The following is a 14,155-nucleotide window of genomic DNA, read 5'->3' as shown; positions in this document are numbered from 1 at the left end:
CTCATCACAAGGGAAGCGTTAGCACTGTATCTAATTTAGCAAACACCCTACCCTCAGACGCAAGTGGTAGGACAAATGTTATGGGGCATGGGGCATTGGGCAAAAGTCAAATACAATTCTTAATTTTGAATTTTGAATTTTGAATTTTGAATTGATTGTCTCCCTTGTCCTTGTTGCCTCACGGTAACCAATATGGGGCAAATCCATCTAGGGGTAGCTTCTCTGGCTTAATTTGGGCTGTAGTGGTGTCGGCGATGGGTAGTAGGGGCATTAACCATAAACTGCTAGTACTAATCTCTGCTCCATCGTCAGTTTTTAAGGCGTTGGTGGATGGTGCATTGAGTGGCTGGGCTACTACTTGGTCAAATAATAAGCCTAAACCATCTGGCGATAGGCTCATTTGGACATTTCGCTGTTCCACGGGTAATAGTAGCAATGGTTTCTGTTTTGCTGTCTTCAAATCGATGGCGACTAAATAAGGCTGTTCTATGTATTCTTCTTTAGAGACTAATTGTGTTAACAAGCAGTAAAGAGTAGGTGAAGCTGGATCAAATTGACAGTTAAGAATTGAACCTGTGGTTTTTAATAAGGGTTTTTGAACGCCTTGGTTGGTGACTAAAAATAAATCACGGGTGTAATCTGTATTAAATTTGACCATTGCGGCTTGGGAGCCATCTTTGGAGAAAGCTTGAACTAAACCAAACTGTGGCAGAAAATCTAAAGGTCTATTACTATCTCCTTCTAGAGAGACAATTGCGGCTCCTTGTCCTTGGGCAATTGCCACGGCTTTACTGTCTGGTGTAATCATAAAGTCTCCCCCTGGCTGGCTTTTGAGGGGTTTAGCGGTGGGTTTTTCGTCAGATTTATTGCTAGTTGATGGCATTACCCACAAACCAAATTCGCCCGGATTGGATCTTTTGCCACGCTGAATAACTATGGTTTGACCATCTGGGGATAAGTCAAATTTGAGGTTTTGATATTCTTTACTATCTAAAATGCGGTTAACTTTACCTGCTGTTTGTGGCTTTGTTTCGGGGTTGTTAGAAATACCTGTACTAACTGTGTATAACTCAGCAGAAAGTAAGTCTGGATTTTTATTAGTGCGAGCCGAAAAAACTATTTTATCACCATCGGGAAATGGCTCAAAATCCATGATAATTAAATCTTTGGGAGTCAGTACTTTTTTTTGTTCTTGGGTTAAGTTATAGAGAATTAATTGTCCTCTTTCTTCGGGATTTACGCCTATATAAACAATGGCGCGATCGCGTGTCTTGAAGTTTCCCCTAAACGGCTGAATTCCGCTATTTATACCTTGTTTTTGCGAAAATTTATCTTGGGCTGTGTCTAATTGGACTTTATAATTTGTACCGTAGGGGGCTGGTGTCAAAAGAGTATATACCATCCGCCTTCCAGCCCAACTAATTTTTCCTGCTAGGGGTGGATCGATTTTCAAGTTATCCTCGACGCTTTTCGGTTCCATTGGGCGGCTAAAAGTCAAAGAAAAAGATAAATCTTCTGAGCCTATTTGCTGATTTTCCCAGGTAAAGCTGCGGACTCGCGGTTTGACGCCATCACCTTGCCAGATGAGTAAACCTATTAGTAAACTCAGAACTAGCATAAAGGCGATCGCTACTCGATCTAGTGGTTGAATAAATGATTTGGAATTGGTCATTTGTTAGTTGTCAAGAGTCAATGGTCAATGGTCAATGGTCAAGAGTCAATAGACTTTGGACTTTGGACTCTTGACTAATAGTCATAAGGATTTTTAGGCTGGGGAATCTTTTTCAATGAACTAGCAGCGATGGTAAGTTGGCGTTTTCCCGAAAGTGTTTCTGTGATCATTTGTCCTTCGATTTCTAGCCAGGTATCTGCTGCATAGCGTTCTTGTTCTGCTTGGAGTTTGACGGGTAAACCTACGGGATAGGCATCCGCAGCACAACAACTTAAAACGAATCTGGCTAAGAAAATATATTCTTTGCCTAACTCTGGCGGCTGAATCACAAATCCTTGTACCTTGACTTTTTGTCCTGTATATGAATCTGGTTCGGGATAAACATTCAGGGTGCGTACCCAGTCTACAAGCGATCGCTCTTCTGGGCGCACTGTTGTGCGAAAAGCTTGGGGTTTGAGGCGCGAACTTCCCAAGGAATCAATGGTGACACCACGCTGGAGTGCTTTATCACTGGCGAAAACTTGCGGTGTAATGATGAAACCTAAAATCGCTGCAATTAATAACAAAGTCGCACCCCAACCAGGGGGAAATACATTAATATGCATGGGGTTGCTAACATCATCTTGACGCCGCCGTCGCAACACTTCTTGAGCCTTAAAAAAACCGATAAATAGCAAGCCAATAGCGCCAGCAATTGCTAATCCAAAATAATCGGGGTGAATTAACAAATTCAGCTTACCTGTAACCCAATATTTTAAGATTAAAATTCCCCAAGCTGTAATTGCTAAGATATCCAGCCAAGGTGCAAAGCGATTGCTAAGTTTAGATTTAGATTTAGATTTCATGGGTAAATAGTCAATGCTCAAAAATCAATGGTCAATGGTCAAAAGTCAATGGTCAAAAGTCAATTGTCAAGGCTCATTTATCATTGGGCTATTAACTATGGACTATGGACTATGGACTATGGACTTTTGACTAATTGATTTACATGACATGCAAATTCAAAAACAAGGTGAATAAGAAAGTTAATAATGCTGCTAGGGCGAATAAATAAAATAAAGCTTTGGCTTTGAAAATAGATAACATCAAACCTACGCCTTTGATGTCAATCATGGGGCCAAAAACGAGGAAAGCTAATAAGGAACCACTGGTAAAAGTAGAAGCAAAAGATAGGGCGAAAAAGGAATCAACTGTTGAACAAATTGATACTACTGCTGCTAATACCAGCATGGCAACAATTGAGCTAATGGGGCCTGCACCTAGACTTAAGATTAATTCTCTGGGTGCTAGTACTTGAATAGCTGCAGCGATCGCACTTCCTAAAACCATGACTGCGCCTAATTCCCGTAATTCCTGCACAATGTTATCTACTACTAACCGCAGTTTATCGGGGAGGGGTTTTTGGCTGGGAGATGATGGAGTAGTTGAGGAGATTAAATTATTATCAATTCTGGTTGCTCCCCCGGATCTACCTCCGAGAATATAAGTTCCAGATTTCAATAAACCAGAATTTGGGGTGTTTTGTTGTGTTGGCGAACGTCGCCCCCGGCGTGTAGTTTCTGGCGGTGCTGGTGGATTAAACTTGAGGTAACGGGCGAGCGCTGGTTGAACAATTGGACTCAAATCTTTTTGAAAGCTGAAAATAAAACCGACAGTTGTAGCGATCGCTAAAGAAAAGACTACGCGCAATACTACTATTTCTGGCTGATCGCGAAACGCTGTCCATGTTGACCAAATTACAATTGGGTTAATTGTTGGTGCTGCTAGCAAAAAACCAATTGCTACTGGTGTGGGTACTCCTTGCATTAGTAATCGCCGCGCTACCGGCACATTACCGCACTCACACACCGGAAACAAAAAGCCGATTGTGCTACCTACCAAAGCTCCCAGTAGTGGATTTCTGGGCATTTTTTCTACCAGTTTGCGCTCATCTACAAAAAACAGCAGCACGCTGGAGAATAACACTCCCAGAAGCAGAAAAGGTATCGCCTCGACTAGCAGACTTAGAAATAGCGTAAAACCATTGTTCAGTTGATTCATGTGTGTCGCAGTCAAAAGCGGTTTGGAGTTTTTAAGTTATGCCTAGTCATTTTATCGGAATGGGGATCAAATGCAGATAAGGACAATTTAAGCTCATTTTGACCAAAACTAGATATGGGATTTATATTAGCGCTTTCACCCAAAAAAACCATAGCTACTCAAATATAGTTATGTTTACTTGGGTAGATTTACTGACTAGTATGATTGTTAAGAATATCTAGCTTCATAAATGGTTCCAATTATCTAGGTAAGCACCTACTGTACTATAAAGAATCAGATTTGGTTCATATTTTTAAACATTTGAGAATAGGACTAGCCACTGATGCCGCAGAATGTTGGTTTTTGGCAACTTTTACCACTAAATCTTGTGATTGAGTAAAGATTTAACACATTAGTTTATGTAGCGCTAATTGTCGATAGCTCAAGCTAGCTATTGAACTAAGATGAGCAGGGGCTAGAATGATAGTTTACTCATTTGCTAGTTTTTATACAATTTCGAGTTTCCCGTGTCACAAGATTCCAGTTCCCAAATATCACCACCAGTTTTATCTCAGGGTAGCGATCGCGATCTCGGTTTAGATTCTACTCTCGAAGAACTGTCAATGTATGACTTTCAAGTGGAAATTAGCTGTACAGCTATGGAAGTGGCGCGGATTTTTGAGAAATATCCTTTACTCCCTGGTGCAATTTTACGAGAACAGGGAAAATACATCGGGATGATTTCACGGCGACGGTTGCTAGAATTTTGGATTCGTCCCTATGGAAAGGAGTTGTTTTTCCACGAACCATTGAGTATGCTCTATAGCTATGCCAAAACATCGATTTTGCAACTACCGCAGACAACGCCAATTTTAACAGCAATGCAACTGACCTTGAGGCGATCGCCTGAACTTGTGGCTGAACCTGTGGTGGTAGAAACTGCACCTGATAGTTATAAGTTATTAGATATTTCCGAATTAAATCTTGTATCTTGGCAAATTCGCGGGATCGAAACGCAAGTGCGCTATGAACGCAGCCAAACTCAAATGATCCAAAATGATAAAATGGCAAGTTTAGGACGGTTAGTTGATGGCGTCGCCCATGAAATTTTAGATCCTGTAAGTTTTATTTGGGGTAACTTAACTTATGTCTCTAACTACAGTCAAGATTTACTCAAACTCATAGCAGCTTACGACCAAGAATGTTCGCCAAATTCCAATTATATTACTTATCTCAAAGAAGAAATTGAATTTGATTTTTTAGCAGAAGATTTATCCAAATCATTAGCTAGTATCCGCACGGGAGCAGAAAGATTAAAAAAACTCGTCACTAGTTTGCAAAATTTCTGTCATATTGACGAAGTTTACCCCAAGCCAGGGGATTTACACGCCTGTTTAGATAGTATTGTTTTATTAATTAATAGCCGCATTCAAGGTGAGATTGAGATAATTAAAAACTATGGTCACCTACCTCCAGTTTATTGCTTTATGGGGCAACTTAGCCAAGTTTTGATGAATTTGTTTACTGAATCTATTGATAATTTATTAAACGAAATTGTCCGCAATCAGTTACAACCGGACAACAATAGTAATCAGCATAAGCCGCGCATAGAAATTACTACAAAAATTATTTCTCAAGCCGCAACTAAGTCAGAAGCGCCTGATTCGCGCTGGGTTTCGATTTGTATTGCTGATAATGGCCCTGGTATGTCTTCGCAATTACAAAAGCAAATTATTGAATCATTTTCAATGGAAAAAAGAGCCGATAAAGCCACTAGTTTAGCTGTCAGCTATCGGATTATTACAGCTAAACATGGTGGTAAATTAAATTTGCGATCGCAACTAGGCAAAGGTACAGAATTTGAAATATTATTACCTTTACTTTCATAAATCTCTTAAATAAATTATTACCCTAAATTCATGACAAATGACAAATGACCAATGACAAATGACAAACTATATAGGATAAATATGTAATCTCCCATAACCGAGAAACTGCCCGTGAGATTTTTCGCCTTGAGGAAATGCTGTCACTCCGAACATATAAACCCCGCTAACTTGAGGATTTTGTACGGGTTTTAAAGCTACAGTAATATTTTTACCAGGTGCTATTGGGGGATTAAAAATAAGCGTTACAGTTTGCGTTTTTCGATCGCTGCTAATATCTTTTAAGGCAAACTTTTGTCCTTCTTGGGAATATGTACCTTCATAAGCAAAACTCTTATCTAAGTTAAAGCGAACTGAATCTACACCTTGCTTTTGTTGGATCGTAATTTTTTCCAATGGCTCACCAGCATTATCCGGTAAGTTAATTGTAAAGTAATAAACTGCGGCTGATTCGTTAATGCGATTGTAGGTAGTTGTAGTTCTTACTAAACTAGGTGGTTTGGTAAAATAGCTAATTTTTTGAGAATTAATTGGTGATTGAGAATTAATTGGTGATGGAGTTGGTATCGTTTTAGTAACTGGTGGTGTCTCGGAAGGAACTGGTGAAGGTTGAGTAACTGTAGTAGCGACGTTATTATTAGGATTACTATTATCAGCTTTAATATTAAAAGCAAAGTTCCCAATCAGCGAAGAAGATTCCCAAGGTGTTTGTTTACCTTTAGTTTCTTTTACCACATCTGCGCGGACTTGCTTAAACATTTGCTCCACATCTAAATTAGGTGTTTTAATGTGTTGTAACAAAGCTGTAGTATAAGGACTATTGCTACCTCTGCCATCTAAAGCAACTTTACCCGGTGATGTTGCATAAGCAATTAAAGTACCTTTAACACTTTGGGTTGGTGCGGCTAAACCTCCTTGAACAGAACGCCATTTTCTGCCAAAGGGATTATTACGACAAGCATCTAAAATAATAATATTTACATCATTAGCGGCATCTTCCATAATATTAAGAACTTTGCCCAAAGGTAAAGTTTCATATCGCACATCTTGTTCTCGTTCTAAACGCGCATCTATAGGAATTAAATAATTTTCGCCATCTACTTGTGTTCCATGTCCCGCAAAATAAAATAGTCCTGTTCCGCCCTGACGCAACTTGCGATTAAAATCTTCAATAGACTGTTCCATTTGTCGCAAATCTGCATCCTTTAACAGGGTGACATCAAATCCTAACTGCTTCAGTGAATTAGCGATCGCAGTTGCATCATTGATAGGGTTACTTAATTCCGTCGCTAATTTATAATTAGAATTACCGATAACCAATGCTGTACGATATTGGCGTTGAATATTAGAATCTTTTTGTGCAATTAAATTTTCCTGCTTGTAATTCAGCAGTAAATGTTGATTAATATTTGTTAAATTACTTGTAATTTTTGGTATCTTAACTGCTGTTGCAGTAGCTAACGCAGAAATATTAAGATATTTTTCGCCTATGTGAATGCCAACTAATGGTAATAGTAGTACCGTTATTCCTAAACCAGTCAGCCACCTTTGCCTGAACATAATGTTATTTCTTTCTGAAGATTAAAAGTAAATTTGGTGATTTTACCCTTAATCATACCAATATACCTTTAGCAAAAATCCTAAACTCCTCAAAAACTCTGCGTACCTACCCTGCGGGAACGCCTAACGGCGAATGCGTTAACCTTAGCGTACCTTTGCGTTTAACAAAAGTATAAATCATCAGCGCAAGTCAACCCCACCCCTACAGTTAGGAACATTTACAATTTATCTAACAAAATTTCACCACGACGATAAATTTCTTTGGCGTAATCAGTCCAAGTACCCTGTCCCCAATAACGAAAACAACTAGTTTGTAAGAGAAGATTATCTAATAGTAACTGGCGATAATTATCTTGTTGAGTTAAAGATGGTGCAGTTGTAGAATCAACTAATAACGTATCGACTTTATCGTGAAATAAACTACTTAATTCATACATAGGAGACAAAACATTTTCATAACCCTTAATCCAACTAATATGATTAGTCCATGAAGCTCCATCCATGTGGAAATTAGGATTAGTTTGTTTTAATTCAAAAATGGCATTTTCAACGCCTTCAGGTTGGATATTATCTGATGCGACTCGCTCCCAAATATAATGTTGTCCGACTGGCTGACAAGCTGTATATTCTTCTGGTTTACAGCCAGACGCTTCAATTAATTCTAAATATTCTGTACCACAAAATCCTACGACACCTGTTTTACCTCCGCCATGATTTACCATATCCCCCCAAGCTTGTTTAAAAGCACTGGGAAATTCATTCATCATGACGCCGCCATTTTCACCATCGCCGATTTGGCTGACAATTGGCGGTACTAATACATCTCCTAATTGTTGTTTATTTAGAGTTTTGGCTTCATAATAAGGTTGCATCTGACCGACTAATTTAGTATCTGAACCTTGAGTTTTAATTAAGGCAGTAATACTAATAGTTTCGCCTTGAGAATTACGCGCAATTAAACGATGTGGTAAATGTTTATAACTTAGCGGTTGTCCGTTAATAGTTTCTACAGAATGTTCTTGAACTAATAGCCATTTATAGCCACATTCTTTCAGTGCTTTGACAAATGCAAATAAAGTATCGGGATGATTTGGTAGGTGCATTTCTGGGGGAGAAAAGCCTTTGACTCGCGCTAATGCTTCCCAACCAAAAATTGCAGCGAAGTGTTGCTGCCATGCCAAAATTTGTAATTTAATATCTGCTATGGGTGTGGATGGAATTACAGCATGACTCCACATTGTCCCCAACCACTCTACATAAGGTTGATAGGTGGGATCGCAAGTGATGCGTTTGAGATTATTGATAATATCATTGCGTCCCATTTGTCTGAGTCCCCAAAACAGATTGCCAGAGTAATCCAACATGACGCGGGGATTGCAACCTTGATGGACGAGTTCGGGGATAAAATCGCCCATACGGCTGTAACAATAGGCAAAAGGTGCGGCGTTGTGGTTATCGCCTTCACCTTGATGTTCAAACATATATTGCAGATTGCTGATTAGTCCGCCATCATAGCCAGCAGGGATGGTTGGCTGGTGCATGTGTAAGGCGATCGCAAATCCGGACTGAATATTATCTAAACTCAGGTTGGTTTTTGGTAAAAATACGGGTGAGTTGTGGTTGACTACGGAAAGAACCTCTGTTTCCCAACCAGAAATATTGGGGAGTCCATCGATGATTTCGGGGATAATGGGGAGATTATCGGGTAATTTCAGCATTTCTGGTGGCTCCGCAATGAGGTTGGTTTGATTATTTAACCGCCAAGACGCCAAGAGCGCCAAGAGGAGAAAATATGTTTTCCTCTGCGTTCTCTGCGTTCTCTGCGGTTGAAAAATAATTGATTGAACCGCAGAGGCGCAGAGTACACAGAGAGAAGAGAGATATTTTGGGCACAACATAGGCTAATGCGGATCTGAATTGCATATTAATAAGGGTTGTTGACTGTCAACGGTCAACGGTCAACGGTCAACGGTCAACAGCCTTGACGATAGATTGTGCAACTTAAAAGCAGAATAGCTTTGTTGTGCCCCTACTTATGTTACTTGCGGGCGGAGACGAAAGATACCATGTTTCGGGATATGAGTAATTCTCTGGTAATTAGGCTGAGTTTTTGCGCGATCGCACTCAGGATATTTTGCGGCTGTTTGGGTTTGAAGGCTGGCGGTGTTGCGATTTGTAAAATTGGTTCTAGTAACCAAGGTGTCAGGCGTTGACACCATACAGCGAGATGACTTTGCCATCCTACCAAAATTTCTGGTGAGTCTCTCTGCAAGCCTGCGACAAAGGTTTGGGCGACTTCTTGGGGTGTCATGGGGATTACCCAGCGAAATAACTGAAAGCCGCGCACCATGTCTGTATCGGTGAGGGAAGGTAATAATGCTTGCACTTGAATGTTGTAAGGTGCTAGTTCTTGGCGCAAGGCTTGAGTAAATCCTAAAATGGCGAATTTGGTGGCGGAATAAGTCGCCATTGTGGGTGCAGCAATTTTCCCCATCAAGCTGGAGACGTTGACAATTGTTCCTTGTCTGTGGTTCGCCATGCGTCGCGCTACCAGGCTGGTGAGGTTGTACATCCCTAATAAATTGAGGGAGATTTCTTCTTGAACTTGAGGAAGTTTCGATTGGAGAAATGGAGTTTGGTAAGCGACTCCGGCACAATTAATTAGTAGATGAATTGCCCCGCAATCGCGCCATAGTTGAGCTACAGCGATATTTACTTCAATCGCTTGGGTTAAATCGATGGGTACGATGGTGGTTGCTGCGCCGATAGCTTCGATTTCTTCGGCGACTGCGGCTAATTTTTGGCGATCGCGTGCCAATAGTATCACGCGCTTGATACCTTGTTGGGCTAATTCGAGTGCGATCGCCCGCCCAATTCCACGGGAAGCCCCGGTAATCAGGGCTACCTTACCTTGAATCTTCATGAGTTTTTACCTCCAAAATCTTTAGTCTTACCGCGTTCTCGCATCCGGAGGGTAAGACGATTTAGTTATGTTTATTGACATCAAAACTTTGATAGGAGAAATTTCTGAGTTAATCTACAAATCCCTTATAGTCAGCCTCCCAACTGCAGAAATCTCTCTCTTGGTGTTTGACAATTACGACTTTGCACAATTGGCTGCATGGATATAGCTCATAGGTTTTTTAATCTCCTTAATCCAAGCATTAACCAGAACGCTGTCATACACACGTTAACAATTTCATCAAGTTATGGCAACATTTATTAATAAGCATTTCTTAATACTTGTTTACAAATAGTATATATATAGGCGAAATTTTGGGGATAAGTTTTTATTAATACTGGGTAAATAATATAAAAATTTCCTGACAATCAGTAGAAACTGCTGGCATTAATACTAGAAAATCAGCGATTTAGCTAAATTTGTTACAATTTGCGCGATCGCTTAAATATTAACCGTACATCAATTTTTGGAAACATTCCATTAGCGATTGTCGTCAGCAAATTCACTAAATTTCAGTGATGAATACTCCTAGCCATGCGATTCTCAATCTGGTAGTTTTCAGCCAAAACATCCGCAATCAAGCAAGCCACGCGATTTTCATCGGTGCCATCTTGCCTGATGTGCCAATATTTTTGTTCTACTTCTTGATGAAGTTTGTCTATCGTTTACCGTCACAGCAAATTTGGTCAGAAGTTTACTATCAGCCGTTTTGGCAAAATATTATTAGTACTTTTCACTCGATCCCTTTAGCATTAATCGGGGTAATAATTGCCCATTTTTTAAATTGGCAAGTTGTAGAAATGGGGTTTATCAGTATGGTATTGCACTCAATTTTAGATTTACCAGTGCATCATGATGACGCCCATCGGCACTTTTTTCCGTTGAGCGATTATCGTTTTATTAGCCCCATTTCCTACTGGGATCGCCGACATTACGGGGGGATCGTCGCTTTCGTAGAGATTTGTTTAGTATTAATCGCCAGTATTTATCTATTTCCTAATATGCGATCGCACTTCAGTAAAGGTCTATTATTAGCTGTGAATTTATTTTACTGGGGTGCGTATTTTCAGTTTTATCTAGGAATCCATAAATAGGAGGGTAAATAGATTTAGTAGACTTCATCATGGGTACCTACATCAACTAAGACAATTGCCTCTTCTTCCATATCCTCAAACTTTTGAAAATAAAAGACAATCCGAAAGTCATATTCCACAGCGCAAGACCAGAGATCTTTCAGTTCGCCTTGCAGCTTGTGGGTTTTGAGGCTAGGGGAAAATGGATCAATCTCAAGCAGACTTAGAGTTGTGAAAACTTTGGCTTGAAGTTGAGGACGATTTTTACAACGGCGTTTCAGGGCACGGCGAAAACTTTCATCGAAAATTAACGCCCTCATTCCTCATCCCCAAATACACTAGCCATCAGTTCAGTGGCGGTACTTCTCTGAGCAGTGCCATTACTGACGGCTTCCATTGTTACCTTAGCGTTCTGAGCAATTTCTTGGCGGCGTTTAGCAATGCGGCGTTTGTAAATCAAGTCAAATAATATATCTTGCTCGTCTTCAGAGAGAGCTTCCACAGACTCAATAATTGCTTGCAAAGTAGGGAGTTGAGACATAGATAAATAACATAGTCTAAATGTCATTATAAAGAATAGCTTTCAACTTCCTTGTTATCTACGGACGGATACTTTGATGAACTAAACCAAGTGTGTGCAAAGCCGCCCAATTGCCTTGGGAACCCGCAACTTGTCCCCCTTGTCTTCCTGTTCCCCAATTTCACGGCTATGGACTCGGCATAGACTTCGGTGCTGGTGCAGTTGGTTGGGGATCTAAGCCATGCCATTGAGTGCTTGTTTTAACTACTGGTGCTGCTATCAAACTTACAAATGCTGATGTCAAACTAAATTTGGTCTAAACCAAACTTACAAATGCTCCAGTCATTTCAACAAATGCTGATGTCAAATTAAGTTTGGTTTAATTAAACTTATGAATGCTCCAGTCATTTAAACAAATGCTGATGTCAAATTAAGTTTGCTTTAACTAAACTTATGAATGCTCCAGTCATTTAAACAAATGCTGATGTCAAATTAAGTTTGCTTTAACTAAACTTATGAATGCTCCGGTCATTTAAACAAATGCTGATGTCAAATTAAGTTTGGTTTAAACCAAACTTATTTTCGGTCATCAGTCATGGATGGCGTTTATACCATTTCACGAAAATCTTGATACAAATCCAATGGTTTTTAATTCTTTCCCCCTGCCCCCTGCCCCCTGCTCCCTGCCCCCTGCAATCTATTTGTATCAAACTTAAAGTGAAACGGTATTAGGGCTTGGGTGCTGGTGTGGTTGGTTGGGGATCTAAGCCGTTGAGTGCTTGTTTTAACTGTTCTGGGGTTAAAGATTGTATAAGGCTGAGATTAAGTGGACTTTGACTAATATATTGAGCATAAGCTGGCTGCAAGTAGGTGCGGGATTCGCTGCGGTTTAAAAGATGGGTTTCTAGGAAAGCTAGGCTTAAAGCTTTGATATAAGAATAAGCTGGCGCACGATTTGGCCCTAGTAACGCCTCTGGTACGGGTAAGACATTATTATTAGCTGTAGGTTCGGCGATCGCGCTAAAATGTGTAGCGTTTTCAATAACGACTAAGTATTTATTGGGATTAGGTAACCAAGTAAAGGGATAAATCTGTTCTGCTATGGGTGGGGCAAAGATATCTTCGCTACCAGCTACTAGCATGGTTGGGACTTTAATTTGACTGACGCCTGCTTCGCCTAAGACGGAACTATCAATTGGATTAATCGCCATTACAGCTTTAATGCGATCGTCTTGCAGGGGATAATTGGCGACAGGTAACTCAAAAGCGCGACATTGCAAAAATACTGATACATTCAAGGTGCGATTAGGATTGCAATCTTCGCGCAGTTTATCAAAGTTAATTTTACCTCCAGCTAAAGCCATGACAGTATAACCGCCGAAGGAATGACCAATTGCGCCGATTTGCTGGAAGTTGATTTTACCTCGAAGATTGGGATTGGTTTTATCTAATTGCTGGAGTTGATCGAGTACGAATTTAACATCTAAAGGTCGGTTAAGAAATTCTTGGGCTTCTGGTGGCCCTGCTAAACCGGCAAAGTATAACTGAAAGCGTTCGGCGTTACTACCAGGATGTTCTAAGACAGCAACGGCAAATCCATGAGATGCTAAATGTTCAGCTAAATATATAAAAGCATAACGATCGGAAGCAACACCATGAGAAATTACAACCAAGGGAAAGGGCGGTTGAATATTTCCTGTAGCAGCTGCTGATGCTTGGGGTAAATAAATATCTACTGGGAGAGTGCGATTGCGGGAATTATCGTTAAGTTTGAGGTTGGTGATTTGAAAGGGTAAATTCCCAGGCGATCGCAAATCTGGCTGTTGGGCAAAGTCAACTGTGGCATTATTAGTTTGGGCGATCGTTTGTTGTTTGATCAAGGCCACAATTTGATCCTTAGCTCTACCCAACTCTACCAAGCTATTAACTACCTGTAATCCCTCAGAAAAATTCAACCGCAAACTGTCGCTAGGGTATTTACGCAACAAATTGACCACATTTAACCCTTCTGGTGAAGCAGCAGAGAGAATTAAAGCTGCACGAATCGCATAAAAACCATTTTGGCGAGAGTCGGTAAGTAGTAATTCTCCTAAACGCCGCACCACCGCCTCACCTAAAGGTGAGTAGGTAAACTGAGACACTAAAACTGGACTGATATCAAATTTTTGTTGCAGTAGTTGTCTTAATTGTGCCAGTTGTTCGGGAGTAGCACGGCTGGCATAAAATGCTAATTCACTATTGATTTTGCCTTCTTTAGCAAATTTTTCCAAAGATTCAGCCGATAAAGAAAATTCTCCAAAAGGAGGGTAAAAAAAACTAATGCGTTCAGCGCCTAATCCTGGTGTTGCTGTCAAAATTGTTGATAATATACCTAAACTGAGGTATTTTAGGAATTTTTTCATCAGTAAAACCCGCTATTTAACCCTTCCACACAAATTTGGACGGTGAGGAAAACGGGGCGGG

At 40.3% G+C, this 14,155-nt stretch carries 11 protein-coding genes; 2 read left to right on the top strand and 9 right to left on the bottom strand.

Going from position 1 to position 14,155, the window contains the following annotated elements:
* Window positions 1-178: 178 nt before the first annotated feature.
* From H6G08_RS09825 to H6G08_RS09815, 3 genes are all read right to left on the bottom strand, one after another.
* Entirely contained in the window at window positions 179-1,672 is a 1,494-nt protein-coding gene (locus H6G08_RS09825; protein WP_190541060.1) for a TolB family protein, read from the bottom strand.
* 74 nt (window positions 1,673-1,746) lie between these two features.
* Window positions 1,747-2,517 carry a TIGR03943 family putative permease subunit gene (locus H6G08_RS09820; RefSeq protein WP_190541057.1) on the bottom strand — a complete coding sequence of 257 codons (771 nt, stop codon included), beginning with the start codon at window positions 2,515-2,517 and terminating at the stop codon, window positions 1,747-1,749.
* Window positions 2,518-2,656: 139 nt separating this feature from the next.
* Window positions 2,657-3,712: a permease gene (locus H6G08_RS09815; protein WP_190541054.1), complete on the bottom strand. Its 1,056-nt coding sequence runs from the start codon at window positions 3,710-3,712 to the stop codon at window positions 2,657-2,659.
* 506 nt (window positions 3,713-4,218) lie between these two features.
* On the opposite strand from H6G08_RS09815, the gene H6G08_RS09810 reads away from it, so the two are divergent.
* Window positions 4,219-5,580: a sensor histidine kinase gene (locus H6G08_RS09810; protein ID WP_190541052.1), complete on the top strand. Its 1,362-nt coding sequence runs from the start codon at window positions 4,219-4,221 to the stop codon at window positions 5,578-5,580.
* 66 nt (window positions 5,581-5,646) lie between these two features.
* On the opposite strand, the gene H6G08_RS38510 is transcribed toward H6G08_RS09810, so the two are convergent.
* The 3 genes from H6G08_RS38510 to H6G08_RS09795 all read right to left on the bottom strand — a co-directional run bounded on the left by H6G08_RS38510 (window position 5,647) and on the right by H6G08_RS09795 (window position 10,060).
* Window positions 5,647-7,137, bottom strand: a complete 1,491-nt coding sequence (locus H6G08_RS38510) for a DUF2808 domain-containing protein (protein WP_313941701.1) — start codon at window positions 7,135-7,137, stop codon at window positions 5,647-5,649.
* Window positions 7,138-7,355: 218 nt separating this feature from the next.
* Window positions 7,356-8,855, bottom strand: a complete 1,500-nt coding sequence (locus H6G08_RS09800; RefSeq protein ID WP_190541124.1) for a polysaccharide deacetylase family protein — start codon at window positions 8,853-8,855, stop codon at window positions 7,356-7,358.
* 320 nt (window positions 8,856-9,175) lie between these two features.
* Entirely contained in the window at window positions 9,176-10,060 is an 885-nt protein-coding gene (locus tag H6G08_RS09795) for an SDR family NAD(P)-dependent oxidoreductase (protein WP_190541049.1), read from the bottom strand.
* Window positions 10,061-10,617: 557 nt separating this feature from the next.
* Here H6G08_RS09795 and H6G08_RS09790 point away from each other — a divergent pair.
* Window positions 10,618-11,193, top strand: coding sequence for a hypothetical protein (locus tag H6G08_RS09790; protein WP_190541046.1), 576 nt, complete (start codon window positions 10,618-10,620; stop codon window positions 11,191-11,193).
* Window positions 11,194-11,207: 14 nt separating this feature from the next.
* Here the strand turns inward: H6G08_RS09790 and H6G08_RS09785 are convergent, their stop codons facing one another.
* The 3 genes from H6G08_RS09785 to H6G08_RS09775 form a co-directional block, all read right to left on the bottom strand.
* The gene (locus H6G08_RS09785) at window positions 11,208-11,492 is read right to left on the bottom strand and encodes a type II toxin-antitoxin system RelE/ParE family toxin (RefSeq protein ID WP_190541043.1); all 285 of its coding nucleotides are present in this window, start codon (window positions 11,490-11,492) and stop codon (window positions 11,208-11,210) included.
* Window positions 11,489-11,713, bottom strand: a complete 225-nt coding sequence (locus tag H6G08_RS09780; protein WP_190541040.1) for a hypothetical protein — start codon at window positions 11,711-11,713, stop codon at window positions 11,489-11,491. The genes H6G08_RS09785 and H6G08_RS09780 overlap by 4 nt, the downstream gene beginning before the upstream one ends.
* 707 nt (window positions 11,714-12,420) lie before the next feature.
* Window positions 12,421-14,094: an alpha/beta hydrolase gene (locus tag H6G08_RS09775; RefSeq protein ID WP_190541037.1), complete on the bottom strand. Its 1,674-nt coding sequence runs from the start codon at window positions 14,092-14,094 to the stop codon at window positions 12,421-12,423.
* Window positions 14,095-14,155: the final 61 nt, after the last annotated feature.

This window comes from Calothrix anomala FACHB-343 (assembly GCF_014696435.1).
Taxonomy (GTDB): Bacteria; Cyanobacteriota; Cyanobacteriia; order Cyanobacteriales; family Nostocaceae; genus Aulosira; species Aulosira anomala_A.
The sequence above is the reverse complement of the archived record's forward strand: the minus strand, read 5'-3'. Positions and strand labels throughout refer to the sequence as shown.